This window comes from Actinoplanes sp. NPDC051343, assembly GCF_044455125.1.
Taxonomy (GTDB): Bacteria; Actinomycetota; Actinomycetes; order Mycobacteriales; family Micromonosporaceae; genus Actinoplanes.
On sequence record NZ_JBITEL010000004.1, the window covers coordinates 524,627 to 541,038 of the forward strand.

Genomic DNA, 16,412 nt, shown 5'->3' on the forward strand with positions numbered 1-16,412 from the left:
CGCGGAGGCGCGCCACTGTTGTGTGCGTGCCCGACGATCCACGTAGCCTGGCGACGGCCCATCGGGTCATGACCGGCGTAAGCGGGCTCGCCGTCCTCCTGGCCGTCCTCGGTTCCGTCGCCTCGGTCATCGACATCATCAACGCGCCACCCGGGGCGCTGCGGTGGGCGGCGGCCGGGACCCTGGTGGTGGTCGGGCTGTGCTGGCTCATCGCGGTCCTGCGCAGCCGGCCACCGGAGCACAGGCCGGTGCTCGGCTACCTGAGCGCGGCGATGCTGATCGCCGGGGCGGGGCTGGCCGGATGGAACGCCGCCGCGGCGGCGCCCGCGGCGCGGCCGGTTGCGGCGCCGACGGCCCGGGGGACGGCCACGATCGACAGCCCGCAGAGCGGCACGGAAGTCGGGCGGTGCCTGGTCGACGTTCGCTTCCACGGCCGGCCGGCACCTGGGAAGGCGTTCGTGGTGGCGGCGCGGAATGCCCGGTCGGGCTACTACTTCGAGACGGACCTGACGCCGTCGGGGAGCGACGTCTACACCGGGCGCGTCCAGGCCGGGGCCAAAGCGCTCACGGCGGACGAGAAATACACCCTGAGCGTCTTCGAACACGACAAGGAGCAGGTCGCCTATCTCGTCGGGGTGGTCACCGAGGTCGAGGGCGACGCCACGTACTGGCCGAGCCGACAGCCGCCGCCGGGTCTGACGGCCCCACTGGACACGGTCATCGTCCATCGCGTGCGCGCTGATCCACGCTGCGACAACTGAACGCCCTTCGCGTGAATGCCGCATTATCGGCGGCTAATCCGGATGTCGTGACGCTGAGATGAACGGCGAGCGCCGAGGCGATTCGCGTGTTTCTTGGATTTGCCATCGCGCTCACTTATCCGGCAGTTTTGGACGATGTCTCAACTGGTGATCCTCACGGGCCCGATCGCGGCCGGTAAGAACACTGTCGCTGACAAGCTCGCCGAGCGCTTGACCCGCCAGGGCAAGACCGTTGTGGTGGCCGATGTCGACGACGTCGCGGCAATGGTGGCGGTCCCCGGTGCGGCCCAGGCCGGATTGTGGTTCGCCGCCCACCAGGCTCACGGTGCGCTCGTCGGCCAGTGGATGCGATCGAGCGTGGAGTACGTCGTGGCTGTAGGGCCGATCTACACCGTGAAAGAACAGACTGTCCTTACACATGCTCTTCCGGAGCAGGCAGCGGTGCTTTGGGTCGTCATCGACGCCTCAGTGGAAGTGACCTTCGCGCGTGCTCAGGCTGACCCCGGGCGCGGGGTGTCGCGCGAGCCGGAGTTCCATCACGCCGCACATCGCCGTTTCCGCGAGTTGCTGCCAATGATCCCGGCCGACCAAGCGTTCAACTCCGAAGAACTCAGCGCCGACCAGATCGCTGCTGCGATCGAGGCCAAGATCAACATTCGCTGACCGACTCCTCTCCCAGAGGCGGTGGTGCGCCGGCACGTGCACCAAGGGCAGCCGGAACTGCAGCGTAGGAGCTTCGTGCAGGTTTCCCGCGCTCCCGGTCGGAGAACGACGACGATAACGACATGGGTGAAGCCGTGCCTTACCACGAGCACCCGATCGTGATGGAGGTAGCGGACTGGACTTTCATCGATGCAACGATGGATAACGAGATCCAAGGTCTGCGGGAACAGCAATGGGAAAGTAAAGGTGCCCCGCACTGGGTCAAAATGACCGAGATGGCCGAAAGTATCCGCCAAGCGGGATGGGACCAGTTGCCCGACTGGCCCGAGACCTATGACGGACTTCAGTCCTGGCCACCACCTGGTATGACCCAGGCGATGAAACTCACCGCGCGGCAGTGGGGACTCGTTGTCTCGTCGCTCGAGCGATGGGCTACCGTCGGCGCCGAGGAAGAATCAAGCAATGAAGCGACCAACCTCAGAATCGCAGCCTTGATTCGGGATCGTTTCACTGGGCAGGCTACGGTACGGTGCCCGCCGTCAGACCTGAATGGTGATAGCGGAGGGGCCGCGCTGGACCAGATGACCTAATGCGGTCTATCGGCTCGCCAGAGAGATGGGGGCCGCCGAGCAGTTGGGCATCGTTGTTGGCCGCGGTAGCCCGGGGTGGTGGTGCAGGACCGCCGACCGAAGCGGGGGTTTACGGTGGATAGATAGCAACCCGAGGATGAGGCTGCAGATGATTAACATGCAGGAGTTCGCGCGGCGGCTGAGCACTCTTGGAGGTGATGCGTTCACCAGCGACGACGTCGTGGACTTGGCGACCGCCGCCGGTGTTCGTATCAGCGCTGACCTCGAGATCGACGCCACTTTGGCGCAGCGCTTGCTCGACCAGATCACGCCCACGCCGCCGGTCACCGGAGCGCAGATCACGGCATCGCAATGGCCGCCACCTGTGTCTTCCCGGCCTGCGGCGCCTTCGGTGTCGTTCTCCAGCCCCGGTGCCGTCGACGGCCCGGCTGGTCAGCCGTCGCGGCCCCGCAGGTCTGGGCCTGCGCGTAGCGATCGGCGACCGGGCCCTCGACGAACTGGCAGGTGAAACTACTGGCGGGGAGCGAACTTGTGGAGGCGGTTCAAGGCACCGGCCCGTAGAGGATCTAGGAGCATTGCCCTCGATGGGCTCGTGTTTCGCTGGCTGGTCAGACGGAAGCCGACTTATAGCCAGGCGCTCGGCTGGTCGCCGTTGATGTTCGTTGCCGAACTCACCGGCGAACCAGGGACCCGGCTCGTGGCGACGCTTCCATATGCACATTCCGGGAACTGGCTCAGCCTGCCGAGCGCGCCTGTTCGCCCGTCCACCGTGGCTGCGGCCATCAGCCAGGCACTGTCCACTGGCTGGCAGCCGCACCGACCAGGCCCAGCATTTACGTTGGCGCTCAGCGAGGCGTAACGACGATATCTACTCACCGAGCATTATCGGCGCCAAATCCGTGCACCGATGACGGCGGCGCATGCGGTTTGCTGGCACCATCTCAACATGCTCGATCTGGTCCTCGTCAACGGACTGCCCGGATCGGGCAAGACCACCCTGGCGGCAGAACTGGCGCAGGTCCTCCATGCCCCCTTGATCTCCAAGGACGCGATCAAGGAGGCCTTCGCGGACGTGTTGCCCGCGGCCGCGTACCGGACTCTTGGGATTGCGGCCGGCGAGATGATGTGGACACTCGCGGCGGCCATGTCCGGCGAGGTGATCGTGGAGTCATGGTGGTTCAAGCCGCGAGACCAGCACTTCGTCGAGGCCGGACTACGCCGGTGCACCCCGACCAGTGTGGTCGAACTCTGGTGCGACGTGCCGGCACAGCTCGCTAAGACCCGGTACGCAGCTCGGCGGAGACACCGCGTCCACAACGACGGGCGCCAGCTCCTCGACGCGTGGCCGCGGTGGGAGAAAGAGGCGGCGCCTATCGGCATTTGCCCAGTGATACCGGTCGACACCAGCGGCGCGATCGACCTGGACGATCTTGAAGCGCGGATCAAGCGAGCCAGAACGTAGATAACGCATGGCCACGATCAGCCCAGCGCGGCATCCTCAACCGGTTCGCCGCACTTGACCACCCCGCGCGCGAAAAACTATGACTCATCTCCGGTCATGCCGAGGACCAGCATGTGACGAGCGTGCCGGATCGGCTATGTGCGGATCACTGGCGAATCCGGACACTTGGGGCGAGTGCGCTTCCCGTAAGGTGCGCATCGTGAACTGGCAGGATGCTGAGCTAGCCGGGATAGAGAGTCGCGAGGATCTTGCTCGCTACTTGGCGAGCCTGGCGGTGAGGCTTCGCGAGAGGGCGATATTTCGACGGAGAACCCGTCCGCAGAAGCCTTCATTGACGCGGCGGCCCGCTGGACGAAGTCTTCTCGAACGTTCCGAAGGAGCCCGTTCCCGACCGTCCTGACTGGGCGACGGTAGCCGCCATATTCCGTGCGGCAGTGGTGTACGAGTAGGCGCGCTCGGGCGGCGGCAGATCCGGATGTTGAATGGCCGGCGTCGCCGTCCTTTACGGTCGGACGGGAAGGCACATGTTAGGGCTTCCGAATTCGCCGGGGCCATGCCTGGAACGCAAGTTTTCGCGTGATCGAATAATGGCCGGACTGAACGGATTTGCGGGATAATCGACGGGTGGGGCAGATATCATTTTTCACGGCTCTTCAAACCTCTGGAATGCGTGATTGCACGAAGCGTCGCAACTATTCGGCGGAAGCCGAGGAGTTCCGTGGTGAACAGGCAGGCCGCCGGGACCGAGGGCTGCAGCAGCGGCACGCCCGCAAGATGCAACGCTTGCACGGCAGCACTGTGGCCGCGTGGGCGACGTACCGCGACCGCGTCGACGAGGCGTTGACGCCGCCCGGCCCGGCCACCGCCGGTCAGGCGGATCCGTCCGTGCGGGCCGGGTCCGACATCGTGACCCAGACCCCACCCGCCGGGCCCGCACCCGCCGCGCCCGATGCTGTCCCGGCCGTCCCCAAGGCCATCCCGCCTTCAGTCGTCGCGCCCGAAGCCATCGCACCCGTGGTCGCGCCGTGCACCCAGCCGGAACGCATTCCGATCATCTCCGGAACCACTACATCCGAACACGTAACACCCGCAGCAATCCGGACCGTTACCGCAACAGCCGAGCCGAGCCGAACCCAGACCGCCCCAACCGTAACGGCGCCGTTAAAGAACGGCTTATCTGCCACATCAACACAGGCCGTCCAGTCGGAATCCGACCCGATCGCGACCAACCCGAGCGCAGCCAAGCCGATCACGGCTGACCCGAGCGTGGCCAAGCCGAGCGCAGCCAAGCCGATCACGGCTGTCCCGATCGTGGCCAACCCGAGCGCAGCCAAGCCGATCACCGCTGACCCGAGCGTGGCCAAGCCGAGCGCAGCCAAGCCGCCACCTGCTCGTCGGGCAGCAGCGGCAGCCTCTTGCCTGCGGCGCTGCGACTACCCAGCACGACGCAGCCGACCGGGGCGGGGCCTGCCGGTCAGTGCCGGGCCGGTCGACCGACCGTCGTTCACCCACCGGGCGAACGCCAAGCCGGCCAGTGCCCACAACGATGCCCGGATCGGCGAAGGCGGAGCACGCCGATTGGCATCGACACGCGGGATCCAGCCAGCGAAAGACACGCATAATCCGCGTGCGGACCGTTCCTCGGCGCGGAAATCCTAACAACGCCAGGAAACATCTGATGACGTGGAAAACTGCTGCGGACGTGAATCCTGAAACGGCCTGCGGAATGGTATCTGCGGCTTCAAGGACCACGCTGTCATCGTCGTGTGGGTGCGCTACCTTCGCCGGGCGGAGTTGATGGCTATCGCGGCTGCTCCGATGAGCAGCGCGGTGACTATGAGGCAGAGGATTAAGTGCCACGGTCTGATCGCGCCCATGGCTCTGGACCATAACCGAGACGGGCAAGGGGCGGCCGCTGGCGGGCGACGTTCTACTTCTTCAGGGTTGAGCCGCTCTCGGCGTGGGAGCGGCCCAGGAAGAAGATGCCGGGGAGGCCGTCGGTTTCGAAGCCGGCGCTCGGGTTGTGGAGCAGCTTCGAGTTGCGGATTTTCAGCGTGCCGGTGCGGTCGTTGCTGACGAAGAATATGGCGCCGCCGCCCTCCTTCGCCTTGTTGTTTTCGATGCGGGTGCCGTCGAGGGTCAGTGTGAAGTTGTCGCCGTCCAGGTAGATGGCGCCGCCGCTGCCGCCGCCGGGGGTGCCGCCGCGGGCCGGGTTGGCGCCTCTGCCGATTGCCGCGTTGCCGGTGAAGACGCTGTTGAGCACCGTCCAGCTGACCTGGATGCTGCTGAGGCCGGAGCCGTTGGAGCAGACTCCGCCGGTGAATGTGCTGTTCACGACGTACACCGGAAGGTTTTGGTATTGCTCCAGGGCGCGGATCGCCGCGCCGCCCAGGTCGGGGCCGGTGCTGTCGCACCGGTTGCCGGTGAAGCGTGAGTTGATCACCTTGAGGCGGCCGCCGCGGTCGAAGATCGCGCCGCCGCCTCCGCCGACGCTGTCGTTGGTTTTCTGGCCGATGCTGTTGCCGTCGGCGAAGGCCAGATTTTGTACGGTCAGCTTCGGCGTCGCCTGGTTGTCGCAGTGCGAGGTGGCCCAGGTTTGGGCTTTGTCGCAGGTGTTCAGGTAGAGGATGCGGTGTTTGCCGCCGCCGTTGAGCGTGACCCGGCCGCCGCCGTCGAGGACCACGCTCGAGCTGGTGTTTCGCACCTTGGCCGTGGACGTCATGGTGATCGTCACCGGTGTGGGGCCGCAGTCGAACGTGATGATGCCGCCCTGCGCGACCGCCTTGACCACCGCGGCCGAGGTGCAGCCCGACGGGGTGCCGTTGCCGATCTTGTGGGTGGGGTGGCTGGTGTCGACCGGCCGGGCGTCGGCCGGGATCGTCGCGTGCCCGGCCGGATTGCCGGGTTTCGGCAGGAGTTTCCTGGTGGCCGACGGCTTGGGTGTGGCCGATTTCGACGGTGTTGCCGAAGCGGGGGCGGAGGGCGCCGGTCCGGTCGACGAGGGCGCGGGCGGCGGAACGAACCGGGGCGCCGCGGCCGTTTTGTCGGCATCGTGCCCGCAGCCGCTCACCAGGGCCGCCACCAGGGCGGACGTTACGATCATCACTCGCCGCTTGCGCACCGGCCGACTCTAGGCCCTGACCGGCCGATCACGCGAGGGCGAGTCATGGCATCGACCTCCCACTATGCCTGCCGTCGCGCCACCGCGGCCGCGGCGTTACCCGTCAGAAAGGTCGACCGCATGCCCTTGAGCAAGGCGCACCGACTCCTGACCGCGGCGCTGGCCGGCGTCCTGGCCGCCTGTGGGATCCGGCGACCAACTACGACTCGGCGGTCGCGGCCAGCGGGCTGCATTCGACCGCGCGGCTGTTGAGCAGTAAACAACTGGGGTCACACCGCGTACGGCATCGGCGCCTGCGCGACCGCGGCCATCGACAACTATCTGCTGTCCGGGGCGTTGCCGGCCCGGGGCATGCTCTGCACCGACGCGCCGCAGCCGTTCAGTTCGCCGCTGCCTTCTTCGGTGCAGGCTCTGCGGAAGGGCAAGCAACTGCCGCCGGTGGTTTCATGCGTCCCCGGTCGATCCTGACCCGGACCACTGAGTCGGACCACTGAGAACGTGTTGGGGCGGGCCGAGGGGGCCCGCCCCAACCCTCATCAGCACGTTCCGTTGCAGGCCAGCACCTTGAGCCGGTCAAGGGTGCCGTTCCACTGGTCGGAGTCGCCGGCGAACGGGCCCGACGACGAGTACTGCCAGAACGACCAGGCCGGCGCCCCGGCGGGCAGGGTTCCGGGCGCGCTCGCGTACCGGGCGAGCCACAGTGGTGAGTTGGCCCAGAAGCCGCTGTAGTTGCCGGTGCAGCTGGTCCACCAGTCGGTGGTCGTGTAGATGACCGCCCACCGGTTGGTTCGTGCGTGATATTCGTTCAGGAAGGCCGAGATCCACGAGCGCATGCTCGCCTGGGAGAGGCCGTAGCAGGTCGCGCCGTACGGGTTGTATTCCAGGTCGACGGCGCCCGGCAGGGTCCGGCCGTCCTTCGACCAGCCGCCGCCGTGGGCGACGAAGTAGTCGGCCTGCGCGGCGCCGCCGGCCCCGTTCGGGATCGCGAAGTGGTAGGCGCCGCGGATCATGCCGGCGTTGTAGGACCCGTTGTACTGCTGGGCGAACGACGGGTTGGTGTAGTAGTCGCCCTCGGTGGCTTTGACGTACGCGAACCGGGAGCCCGCGTTCCACTGAGCCGTCCAGTTGACGCTGCCCTGGTAGCCGGACACGTCCTGGCCGTAGGTGACGGTTGCGGCCTGCGCGGGCGCGGTGGCGACGAGCGTGGCCAGCAGAGTCGCCGCCGCGGTCAGTGTCGCGAGCAGCCCGGCGCGCCGGGTACGGAATGACACGACTGAACCTCCGTTAAGGTGGGGAGGTCAGTCATTCACTCACATCGATTGATGAAAGACAACTACACGGATCTGAATCCCTCGTTCGAGGGCCTCCGGTCGGCGTAGTCGCGCGAGTCGACGGTCCAGCCGGCGATCGCGGCGACGGTGATCACGAGGAAGAAGATGGCCAGCACGATTTCCATGACTCTGAGCCTTCTCGCCGTCGCGTCGCGTCGACAGTGGCAGAGATGCCAACAGCCTTCAACATTCTGCCAACACGACGTAGGCTGCCTCACATGCTTCGTAATGTGGCCGTCATAGCGCTGCCCGAGGTGGCCGTCTTCGAGCTCGGCGTGCTCTGCGAACTGTTCGGCTACGACCGCACCGACGACGGGCTCCCCGCGTACGACTTCGCGGTCTGCTCGGCCGACGGGGCCTCGGTGCGTACGCATGCCGGTTTTGAGATCTCCGTGCACGCCGACCTCTCCCGCACCGACGAGGCCGACCTCGTCGCCGTGGTGCCCTATGGCACCGGCGACGAGTCGCCCGACGTGCGCGCCGCCCTGCAGCGGGCCCACGAGCGCGGGGCCTGGGTGATGAGCGTGTGCACCGGGGCGTTCGCGCTGGGCGCGGCCGGCCTGCTCGACGGCCGGCGCTGCACGACGCATTGGCGGCACACCGCCGAACTGTCCCGGCGCTTCCCGGCCGCCCGGGTCGACCCAGGCGTGCTCTACGTGCAGGACGGCAAGATCCTGACCAGCGCGGGCACCGCGGCCAGCGTCGACGCCGGGCTCCACCTGATCCGCCAGGAGCAGGGCTCGGCGGTCGCCAACATGATCGCCCGGCGGATGGTGGTGCCGCCGCACCGCGACGGCGGCCAGGCTCAATATATCGAAATGCCGGTCCCGACCGTCAGCTGCGAGACCCTCCAGCCGGTGCTCAACCACGTGCTAGCCACCCTCGACCACCCGCACACCGTCGACACGATGGCCGAACTCGCGCACATGGCCCCGCGGACGTTCGCCCGCCGGTTCCGCGGCGAGACCGGCGCGACCCCGCACGACTGGCTCACCAACCAGCGCCTGCTGCTCGCCCGGCAACTGCTCGAGGACAGCGACCTGGGCGTCGACTCGATCGCCGAGCGGGCCGGATTCGGCAGCGCGCAGACCCTGCGGCACCACTTCGCGCAGCGGCTGAGCACCACCCCGCAGGCCTATCGCGGCACGTTCAAGTCACAACCGGTGTAACGGCGCCTCCGAGCGGGCAGACTGGCGGCCATGGCGACGACTCCCGGCCCGACCGTGTTCGTGCTCTTCGGAGCGACCGGCGACCTGGCCCGGCGGATGGTGCTGCCGGCCTTCTACACCCTGGCGATCGAGGGGCTCCTGCCCGACGAGTGGATTCTGGTCGGCAACGGCCGCGGCGATGTCTCGCACGAGAACTTTCGTGACCGCGTACGGGAAGCGCTCGAGGAATTCGGCCCGAAGCCGTCGCAGGGACCCTGGTCCTCTTTTGCCAAGCGCCTCCGGTTCGCCGGCGGCGGATTCAACAGCGACGATCCCGGCAGCCTGCTCGACGTGATCGGCGATGCCCGGCGCGACCTCGGCGCCGAAACCGAACTGGTGCACTACCTGGCCATCCCGCCGGTCGCCTTCCCCGAGATCACCAAGGCGCTCGCGCAGCACGGGCTCGCGGCCAAGTCGCGGGTGGTCTACGAGAAGCCGTTCGGCACCTCGCCGGAGAGCTTCCGTACGCTCAACCGCCAGGTCCACGGCGTGCTCGAAGAGTCGCAGGTCTACCGGATCGACCATTTCCTGGGCAAGGAGGCGACGCAGAACCTGCACGTGCTGCGCTTCGCCAACCAGGCGGTCGCCGCCCTGTGGAGCAGCGAGCACGTCGAGAGCGTGCAGATCGACGTGCCGGAGACGCTCGGCATCGACGACCGTGCGGTGTTCTACGACGCCACCGGATCGGTGCTCGACATGCTGGTCACCCACCTGTTCCAGGTCGCGGCCGAGGTCGCGATGGAACCCCCGGCCAGCCTGGGCGCCGACGACCTGCAGGCCGCGCGGGAAAAGGTGATCCGCTCGTTCCGTCCGCTCGACCCGGCCGAGGTGGTGCTCGGTCAGTTCGCCGGCTACAAGGACGTCAAGGGCGTGGCCAAGCGCTCGTCCACCGACACGTTCGTCGCGGCGCGCATGTGGATCGACAACCGGCGCTGGAAGGGCGTGCCGTTCCTGCTGCGCACCGGCAAGCGGATGGCGGCCAGCGAGCAGCGGGTCAGCCTGGTGCTGCGCACCCCCTCGCAGCCGCTGAAAGACCTGCCGCCGCAGGCCAACGTGCTCACGTTCTCGCTGGCCGGCAACGGCGAGATCGACCTGTCGCTGCTGGCCAAGAAGCCCGGCGTCGCGCTGGAGGTCGACCCGGCCTCGGTGAGCCTGCCGCTCGCTCAACTGCCCGACGCCGACCCGCTGCCGCCCTACGCCCGCCTCATCCACGACGTGCTGCTCGGCGACCGCGCCCTCTTCACCCGCCCCGACGGTCTCGCCGCCGCCTGGAAGACGATCACTCCGCTGCTCGAGAACCGGCCGCGGATCATCTCTTACCAGCCCGGGTCGTGGGGGCCGGCCAAGGCGCGGTCGCTGGCCTCACCCCACCGGTGGTTGCTGGGCGAGTGACGTACGCCCGGTCCGGGCCTCCGGCCCGGGCAGGAGCGCCCGGGCCGGCAGCGAGGCGCCGAAGAGCGGCTTGGCGGCGGGATCGGTTATCACGCGTACGCCGGGGAGAAGGCGCCTCCCGATCTCGTCCAAGGGCAGCGCCTCGGGCCCGGCCGCCTCGACGACGCCGGTCGCCGGTGGTGCGGTGAGCACGTCGGCCAGAATCTCGGCCAGGTCGGCGACCGCGATCGGCTGAAGGTAGGAGGCCGGCAGCCGTGCCACGCCGTCGTGCACGTTGCCGGCCAGGATGGTCGGCAGGAACTCCATGAACTGGGCCGCCCGCAGCATCGTGTAGGGCACGCCGCCGGCCGCGATCGTCGCTTCCTGGACCAGCTTCGCCCGGTAGTAGCCGAGCTCCGGCACCCGCTCCATCCCGATGATCGACACCGGTACGTGCAGCTTGACGCCCGCTTCGCGTTCCGCCGCGAGCAGGTTGCTCGTGGTGGTCCGCAGGAAGTCGGTGGCGATCGGCTCTTCGAGCGACGGCGTCCGGATCGTGTCGAGCACGGAGTCGGCGCCTTCGAGGGCTGCGGCCAGCCCTTCACCGGTGTACGCGTCGACACCGCTCGACCGGGAGACCGGCCGGGCGTCGTGGCCGCGCCCCCGGAGTACGGCCGTGACGGCCCGCCCGACCTGTCCGCTGCCACCGACGATCACTATCCGCATAGCTCGATGATGCGCTGCCGCAGGACCCTGTCGTGGGACACCGGGGTGGTGCTCGCCTCGGTGTCCCGGTCGAAGTAGCGGCCGGTTACCCCGTCCAGGCCCGGATCGGTCGCGACGCGCAGAATCGCCTGGGCCGCCTGCTCGGGGGTGAGCAGCGAGCGCTTGATCAGCCCGGAGAGCGGCTTCATCACCGCCGGGGTCATGTCGTCGACGACCCCGGTGCCGGCCAGGCCGGGATGCACGGCGTTCACCGTGACGCCGGTGCCGTCGAGTTGCTCGGCCAGCCGGTAGCCGGCCATGAGCGTGAGCAGCTTCGACCGCGCGTACGCGGTGAACGGCCGGTAGCCCTGCGCCGGGTTCACCGAACGGAGGTCGTCGAGCTGGGCCGGGTCGAGCGTCACCGGCCGCGGACGCCGCCCGATCTTGATCTGCCGGGTGTCGTTCATCGCCGCCGAAACGACGTTGACCACCCGGGACGGCGCGCCGGCGACGAGTGCCGGGCGGAGCCGCTCGGTCAGCAGGAATCCGGCCAGATGGTTGACCGCCACGTGCATCTCGACGCCGTCGGCGTTGACCGATCGCCGGCCGAAGTGCGCGCCGGCGTTGTTCACCAGCAGGTGGAGAGCCGAGTGTCGCCCGAGGAACTGGTCGGCGACCGCGTGGACTGCGTTGCGCTCGGACAGGTCGGCGGTGAGCACCTCGAGGCCGGGGATGTCGTGCTGGAGTGCGTCGCCGGTGCGCTGGTCGCGAACCACCGCCACCACGTGGCTGCCCCGGCGGGCCAGGGCGGCCGCGACCACGCGACCGAGCCCACCGGCCGCTCCGGTCAGCAGGCTGACGCTTTCTGAGTCATCTTGTCTCATAGGTTCATCCTTATTCGTGGCGCCGATGTGAGTCAAGTCGTCTCATAGAATGTTCGGCATGCGCCCGAACGATCCGCGCGCCGTCCGCAGCCGGGACGCGATCCTGGCCGCCGCGCGCGAACTCCTGCGTGACCACGGCCCGGCCGCGGTCACCCACCAGCGCGTCGCCGAACTGGCCGGCGTCGGCCGGGCCACCGTCTACCGGCACTGGGCCCGCACCGAACAGCTGCTGCTCGACGCGATGGCCAGCTCCGACCTGCCGTACTTCAAGGACCCTCCGACGCCGGTGCGCCCGTGGCTCTTCCGGCAGCTGCGCGGCATGGCCGACGAGCTGGCCCACCCGGAGGCGGTGGCGGTCACGGTCACGCTGATGCACGGCGCCTTCGGCGACGCCCAGCTGGCCCGTCAGCGGGACGGCTCGACCGCCGCGATCGTCGAGCGGATCGGCGCCGCGCTCGACCTGGCCGTCGCCACCGGCGAGCTCCCCGAGCGCCCGGTCCCGGCCGACGCGGCGGCCCGGCTGATCGGCCCGCTCGTCTGGCGCGCCACGATGCAGATCGGCGTACCCGTCACCGATGACTTCCTCGACCGCCTGCTCGACGGTGTGTGGCTCGGATGAGGGTCGCGATCAGGTGGGTCGGGCCGACCGCGCCCTCCGGGTCGTCGGCCCGCCGGACCACAGGCCGTACCTCTCGCGGCCGGCCTTGGCGGAGGCCGGGCCGGTATGACCGTCAGGTGCAACTGGACAGTTTTAACTGAAGAAATTATCGTGGTCGGCATGGCGACGATCCCGGCTTCCTCGGTCCGCGCGGCCAAAGACATCCGCACGGTGTTCAGCCGTCTGCGGCGGCGCCTGCGCGAGGTGGCCGGGCTCGGCGACCTCACGCCGTCCCAGACGTCGGTGCTCAGCCGGCTCGAGCGCGGCATTCCCTGCTCGGCCAGCGACCTGGCCGCGCTGGAACGGGTGCGGCCACAGTCGATGGCGGCCACGCTCGCCGCGATCCAGGAGCACGGCCTGATCGAGCGGCAGCCCGACCCGGCCGACGGGCGCCGGCAGCTGATCTCGCTCACCGAGGCCGGACGGGAGGCCATCGCCGGCTCCCGGCGGCAGCGCGAGGAGTGGCTGGCCCGCGCACTCACCGACCACTACACCGAGGCCGAGCGGCAGACCGTCATCGAGGCGCTCCGGCTCCTCGACCGGCTGGCGGAGCTGTGACCGCTCCCACCGGCGAAAAGGCGGGATTCGACCGGCGGCTGATCGCCCCGATGGTCCTCGGCGCCATCCTCAACCCGGTCAACTCGTCCACTCTCGCGGTCGCGCTGGTGCCGATCGGGGTCGCGTTCCACGCCCTGCCCGCGCAGACCGCCTGGCTCGTCTCGGCGCTCTATCTGGCCACCGCCACCGGCCAGCCAGTGGTCGGCCGGCTCGTCGACCGGTACGGCCCCCGCCGGCTCTACCTGATCAGCACCGCCCTGGTCGGGGTGGCCGGCATCCTCGGCGTCCTCGCACCCTCGCTCGGGGTGCTGATCGCCGCCCGGGCCCTGCTCGGCTTCGGCACCTGCGCCGGCTATCCCGCCGCGATGTACCTGATCCGGGCCGAATCCCGGCGCACCGGGGTGGACAGCCCGGCCGGCGTGCTGACCGCGCTCGCCGTCAGCGCACAGACCATCGTCGTGATCGGCCCGACCGTCGGCGGTCTGCTGATCGCGTTCGGCGGCTGGCGGACGATCTTCGCGGTGAACATCCCGCTCGCCGTGGCCTGCCTGATCCTCGGCCTGCTCCGGCTGCCCAGGTCGGACACCGGTCAGGGCGGCACGACGCCGCTCGACTACCTGGGCATCGCGCTCTTCGCCGGGATGCTGACCGGCCTCATGCTCTTCCTGATGTCGCCCACCCCCGGGCACATCTGGCTGCTCGTGCTCACCCTGGCCTTCGCGGCCGGCTTCGGCCGGCGCGAGCTGCGGTCCGTCGACCCGTTCATCGACCTGCGGGTCTTCGGCGGCAACGGGCCGCTGATCCGCACCTACGTGCGGACGCTGCTCGCCCAGACCGTCGCGTACGCGGTGCTCTACGGCTTCACCCAGTGGCTGGAGGCGGGCCGCGGGCTCAGTGCCTCGCACGCCGGGCTGGTGCTGCTGCCTCTGTCGCTGGTCGGCATCGGGGTGTCGACGCTGACCGGGCGGCGCACCGAGTTCCGCGCGAAACTGCTGGTCGGCGCCGCGTCCCAGATCGTCGGCTGCGTGCTGATGCTGCTGCTCGACGCGCACAGCGCGATCTGGTTGCCGGTGCTGATCGCGGCGGTCAACGGCCTGCCGCAGGGCCTCAACAGCCTCGCCAACCAGAACGCGGTCTATTACCAGGCCGACCCGGCCCGGGTGGGTGCGTCGGCCGGCCTTCTGCGGACGTTCGCCTACCTCGGCGCGATGGTCGCCTCGGCGGCGTACGGCTCCTTCTTCCGCAACGGCGCCGGCACGGCCGGGCTGCACCACTTCGCCGTCTTCCTGATCGTCGTCGCGGCACTCCTGCTCGCGGTGATCCTCGCCGACCCGTCCCTCTCGCGGGTCGGCCACTCGAAAGGCAGAACCACATGACCGTCTCCACACTGGACCCGAAGACCGCCCTGGTCGCGATCGACCTGCAGGCCCGCATCGTCGGCGCCCCGGTCGGCCCGATCCCGGCCGCCGACGTGGTGGCCCGCACGGCCGAACTGGCGGCGGCGTTCCGCGAGCACGGCCTTCCGGTCGTACTCGTCAAGGTCGGCGCCGGTCCGGACGAGGCCACCCCCGGCCGCATCCAGGGCCGCCGGTCCGGCGGCGCGCCGCGCCCGGCCGGCGGCGAGGAGATCGTCGACGAAATCCGCGGCGCGGGCGACATCATCGTGCACAAGCGCAACTGGGGCGCCTTCTACGGCACCGACCTCGACCTGCAACTGCGCCGGCGCGGGGTCACCCAGATCGTGCTGACCGGCATCGCGACCAGCATCGGCGTCGAGTCGACCGCGCGGGCCGCCCACGAGCACGGTTACCACGTCACGCTGGCCTCCGACGCGATGACCGACATCAACACCGACGCCCACGCCAACAGCGTCGACCGCATCTTCGGAATGCTCGGCGAACTCGGCACCACCGCCGAGATCATCGAGCTGCTCGCGAAGACCCGCTAGTCTTCGCGCCGCGCGGCGGCCAGCCAGACCAGGGCGCGGCCGATGTCGTCGGCGGCCGCGCGGTGGTTCTCCGAGCGGTCGGCCCGCGCCGCCGCCGCGCACGCTTCGAGCCGGCGGGTCAGGTCACCGCGGAAGTAGGGGTCGTCGATGCTGCGACCGTCCCTCCTTCTGGCCGTGACCAGCGACGTCACCGCCTGCGTGACGACCGGGAAGGCCCCGATCGCCACGAGCAGGACCGGCAGCGACGAGGCGTCGCCGGCGGTCAGCAGGATCGTCAGCGACACCGCGGCGCCCACCATCATCCCGGCGGTCGTCCGCAGCCAGTTCCACGGCAGGCCCGCGCCGAACCGGTCGGCGGCCTGCCCGATCTCGTAGTCGGCCTGCGCCAGCCGCGCGAACCCGACCCGGTCGGGCCGCTCCGCCACCCAGTCGCGGGCCTGCGCGTCCCGGGCCGTCGCCCGCACCCGGCCCGCCGCCCGGCGCAGCCGGTGCTCGACGGTGCCGCCGAAGACGTCGTCGGTCACGGCTGCTCCTTCGTCCCGGCGTCCAGGTAGTGCTCGACGTGGTCGATCGCCTGACACAGCAGGGTGTCGGCGGCGGCCAGCCGGGTGAAGGTCACGCTCTCGGCGGCCGCCCGGGCCAGGTAGGCCGGCTGCCAGTGCTTCGGGCCGGCCGCCCGGAGGATCGCCGACACCAGCCGGGTTCGCGCGTCGGCCAGGGCGTCGGGGAGCCCGGCCAGGTCGCGGGGGCGGCTCGGCTCGACCGTCACCGCGGCCCGGGCCAGCCGCCGGCGGCCCAGCCGGGGCGCGAGCCGGACGATCGTCCACTTGCGCACCGGGTATTCGGCCGCCAACGCCACGATCCACGAGCAGGCGACCACCCAGAACGTCGAAAAACCGAGCGCCCGCGTCACGAGAGCGGTTGCCGCGGCGGCGAGCAGCATGGCGGCGGTGCCGGTCAGCACCCGCGACCAGCCGCCGACCCGGCTCGCGGCAAGAATCAGCTCGTCGTCGACCGCTAGCAGCCGCTGCCGCGCCGAGTTGAGCCAGAACTGGTCGAGGTCACCGGTCGCGTCCCGCAGCCGGTCGCGGCCGTCGGCCACCAGCGCGCGCACGGCGGCGAGATCCTGGTAGAGCTGACGGACCGGCATGC

The 16,412-nt window shown here is 69.5% G+C and carries 19 protein-coding genes; 12 read left to right on the forward strand and 7 right to left on the reverse strand.

Going from position 1 to position 16,412, the window contains the following annotated elements:
* Nucleotides 1-68: 68 nt before the first annotated feature.
* The 5 genes from ACIA5C_RS16595 (at nt 69) to ACIA5C_RS16615 (ending at nt 5,135) form a co-directional block, all read left to right on the forward strand.
* Nucleotides 69-761, forward strand: a complete 693-nt coding sequence (locus tag ACIA5C_RS16595; protein WP_396055273.1) for a hypothetical protein — start codon at nt 69-71, stop codon at nt 759-761.
* 135 nt (nt 762-896) lie between these two features.
* The gene (locus tag ACIA5C_RS16600; protein WP_396055275.1) at nt 897-1,424 is read left to right on the forward strand and encodes an AAA family ATPase; all 528 of its coding nucleotides are present in this window, start codon (nt 897-899) and stop codon (nt 1,422-1,424) included.
* A gap of 122 nt (nt 1,425-1,546) precedes the next feature.
* Nucleotides 1,547-2,014, forward strand: a complete 468-nt coding sequence (locus tag ACIA5C_RS16605; protein WP_396055277.1) for a hypothetical protein — start codon at nt 1,547-1,549, stop codon at nt 2,012-2,014.
* Between the two features lie 946 nt (nt 2,015-2,960).
* Nucleotides 2,961-3,476 (forward strand): AAA family ATPase, encoded by a 516-nt coding sequence (locus tag ACIA5C_RS16610; protein WP_396055279.1) that lies wholly within the window; start codon nt 2,961-2,963, stop codon nt 3,474-3,476.
* Between the two features lie 624 nt (nt 3,477-4,100).
* Complete coding sequence (locus ACIA5C_RS16615) at nt 4,101-5,135, forward strand: hypothetical protein (protein WP_396055281.1); 1,035 nt, start codon at nt 4,101-4,103, stop codon at nt 5,133-5,135.
* A 271-nt stretch (nt 5,136-5,406) separates the two neighbouring features.
* Here the strand turns inward: ACIA5C_RS16615 and ACIA5C_RS16620 are convergent, their stop codons facing one another.
* Entirely contained in the window at nt 5,407-6,579 is a 1,173-nt protein-coding gene (locus tag ACIA5C_RS16620; protein WP_396055283.1) for a hypothetical protein, read from the reverse strand.
* Nucleotides 6,580-6,882: 303 nt separating this feature from the next.
* Here ACIA5C_RS16620 and ACIA5C_RS16625 point away from each other — a divergent pair, with 303 nt between their 5' ends.
* Nucleotides 6,883-7,065, forward strand: a complete 183-nt coding sequence (locus ACIA5C_RS16625; protein ID WP_396055639.1) for a hypothetical protein — start codon at nt 6,883-6,885, stop codon at nt 7,063-7,065.
* Nucleotides 7,066-7,133: 68 nt separating this feature from the next.
* Here ACIA5C_RS16625 and ACIA5C_RS16630 read toward each other — a convergent pair whose 3' ends face one another.
* A complete protein-coding gene (locus ACIA5C_RS16630; RefSeq protein WP_396055285.1) occupies nt 7,134-7,868 on the reverse strand; it encodes a lysozyme in 735 nt (244 codons plus the stop codon).
* Between the two features lie 62 nt (nt 7,869-7,930).
* Nucleotides 7,931-8,053, reverse strand: a complete 123-nt coding sequence (locus ACIA5C_RS16635) for a hypothetical protein (protein ID WP_396055287.1) — start codon at nt 8,051-8,053, stop codon at nt 7,931-7,933.
* Between the two features lie 93 nt (nt 8,054-8,146).
* Between ACIA5C_RS16635 and ACIA5C_RS16640 the strand changes: the two genes are divergently transcribed.
* Both ACIA5C_RS16640 and zwf read left to right on the forward strand, forming a co-directional pair.
* Complete coding sequence (locus ACIA5C_RS16640) at nt 8,147-9,097, forward strand: GlxA family transcriptional regulator (protein ID WP_396055289.1); 951 nt, start codon at nt 8,147-8,149, stop codon at nt 9,095-9,097.
* Nucleotides 9,098-9,127: 30 nt separating this feature from the next.
* Nucleotides 9,128-10,528, forward strand: coding sequence for a glucose-6-phosphate dehydrogenase (zwf, locus tag ACIA5C_RS16645; RefSeq protein ID WP_396055291.1), 1,401 nt, complete (start codon nt 9,128-9,130; stop codon nt 10,526-10,528).
* On the opposite strand, the gene ACIA5C_RS16650 is transcribed toward zwf, so the two are convergent.
* A complete protein-coding gene (locus tag ACIA5C_RS16650) occupies nt 10,499-11,233 on the reverse strand; it encodes an SDR family oxidoreductase (protein ID WP_396055293.1) in 735 nt (244 codons plus the stop codon). The genes zwf and ACIA5C_RS16650 overlap by 30 nt on opposite strands.
* A complete protein-coding gene (locus ACIA5C_RS16655) occupies nt 11,224-12,096 on the reverse strand; it encodes an SDR family NAD(P)-dependent oxidoreductase (protein ID WP_396055295.1) in 873 nt (290 codons plus the stop codon). The genes ACIA5C_RS16650 and ACIA5C_RS16655 overlap by 10 nt, the downstream gene beginning before the upstream one ends.
* A 58-nt stretch (nt 12,097-12,154) precedes the next feature.
* Between ACIA5C_RS16655 and ACIA5C_RS16660 the strand changes: the two genes are divergently transcribed.
* The 4 genes from ACIA5C_RS16660 (at nt 12,155) to ACIA5C_RS16675 (ending at nt 15,260) form a co-directional block, all read left to right on the forward strand.
* Nucleotides 12,155-12,715: a TetR/AcrR family transcriptional regulator gene (locus ACIA5C_RS16660; protein WP_396055297.1), complete on the forward strand. Its 561-nt coding sequence runs from the start codon at nt 12,155-12,157 to the stop codon at nt 12,713-12,715.
* 159 nt (nt 12,716-12,874) lie between these two features.
* Nucleotides 12,875-13,312 (forward strand): MarR family winged helix-turn-helix transcriptional regulator, encoded by a 438-nt coding sequence (locus tag ACIA5C_RS16665; protein ID WP_396055299.1) that lies wholly within the window; start codon nt 12,875-12,877, stop codon nt 13,310-13,312.
* The gene (locus ACIA5C_RS16670) at nt 13,309-14,688 is read left to right on the forward strand and encodes an MFS transporter (RefSeq protein ID WP_396055301.1); all 1,380 of its coding nucleotides are present in this window, start codon (nt 13,309-13,311) and stop codon (nt 14,686-14,688) included. Before ACIA5C_RS16665 ends, ACIA5C_RS16670 begins: the two co-directional genes overlap by 4 nt.
* A complete protein-coding gene (locus tag ACIA5C_RS16675; RefSeq protein ID WP_396055303.1) occupies nt 14,685-15,260 on the forward strand; it encodes an isochorismatase family protein in 576 nt (191 codons plus the stop codon). The genes ACIA5C_RS16670 and ACIA5C_RS16675 overlap by 4 nt, the downstream gene beginning before the upstream one ends.
* Here the strand turns inward: ACIA5C_RS16675 and ACIA5C_RS16680 are convergent.
* Nucleotides 15,257-15,784: a hypothetical protein gene (locus tag ACIA5C_RS16680; RefSeq protein ID WP_396055305.1), complete on the reverse strand. Its 528-nt coding sequence runs from the start codon at nt 15,782-15,784 to the stop codon at nt 15,257-15,259. The two genes, ACIA5C_RS16675 and ACIA5C_RS16680, sit on opposite strands and share 4 nt — an antisense overlap.
* Nucleotides 15,781-16,410, reverse strand: coding sequence for a hypothetical protein (locus tag ACIA5C_RS16685; RefSeq protein ID WP_396055307.1), 630 nt, complete (start codon nt 16,408-16,410; stop codon nt 15,781-15,783). Before ACIA5C_RS16685 ends, ACIA5C_RS16680 begins: the two co-directional genes overlap by 4 nt.
* Between the last annotated feature and the right edge of the window lie 2 nt (nt 16,411-16,412).

Bases quoted from the DNA above. Each gene is read 5' to 3' on its own strand.
- ACIA5C_RS16595 (WP_396055273.1), top strand. From the start codon at position 69: ATGACCGGCGTAAGCGGGCTCGCCGTCCTCCTGGCCGTCCTCGGTTCC.
- ACIA5C_RS16600 (WP_396055275.1), top strand. From the start codon at position 897: ATGTCTCAACTGGTGATCCTCACGGGCCCGATCGCGGCCGGTAAGAAC.
- ACIA5C_RS16605 (WP_396055277.1), top strand. From the start codon at position 1,547: ATGGGTGAAGCCGTGCCTTACCACGAGCACCCGATCGTGATGGAGGTA.
- ACIA5C_RS16610 (WP_396055279.1), top strand. From the start codon at position 2,961: ATGCTCGATCTGGTCCTCGTCAACGGACTGCCCGGATCGGGCAAGACC.
- ACIA5C_RS16620 (WP_396055283.1), bottom strand. From the start codon at position 6,579: ATGATCGTAACGTCCGCCCTGGTGGCGGCCCTGGTGAGCGGCTGCGGG.
- ACIA5C_RS16635 (WP_396055287.1), bottom strand. From the start codon at position 8,053: ATGGAAATCGTGCTGGCCATCTTCTTCCTCGTGATCACCGTCGCCGCG.
- ACIA5C_RS16640 (WP_396055289.1), top strand. From the start codon at position 8,147: ATGCTTCGTAATGTGGCCGTCATAGCGCTGCCCGAGGTGGCCGTCTTC.
- zwf (WP_396055291.1), top strand. From the start codon at position 9,128: ATGGCGACGACTCCCGGCCCGACCGTGTTCGTGCTCTTCGGAGCGACC.
- ACIA5C_RS16650 (WP_396055293.1), bottom strand. From the start codon at position 11,233: ATGCGGATAGTGATCGTCGGTGGCAGCGGACAGGTCGGGCGGGCCGTC.
- ACIA5C_RS16655 (WP_396055295.1), bottom strand. From the start codon at position 12,096: ATGAGACAAGATGACTCAGAAAGCGTCAGCCTGCTGACCGGAGCGGCC.
- ACIA5C_RS16660 (WP_396055297.1), top strand. From the start codon at position 12,155: ATGCGCCCGAACGATCCGCGCGCCGTCCGCAGCCGGGACGCGATCCTG.
- ACIA5C_RS16665 (WP_396055299.1), top strand. From the start codon at position 12,875: ATGGCGACGATCCCGGCTTCCTCGGTCCGCGCGGCCAAAGACATCCGC.
- ACIA5C_RS16675 (WP_396055303.1), top strand. From the start codon at position 14,685: ATGACCGTCTCCACACTGGACCCGAAGACCGCCCTGGTCGCGATCGAC.
- ACIA5C_RS16685 (WP_396055307.1), bottom strand. From the start codon at position 16,410: ATGCCGGTCCGTCAGCTCTACCAGGATCTCGCCGCCGTGCGCGCGCTG.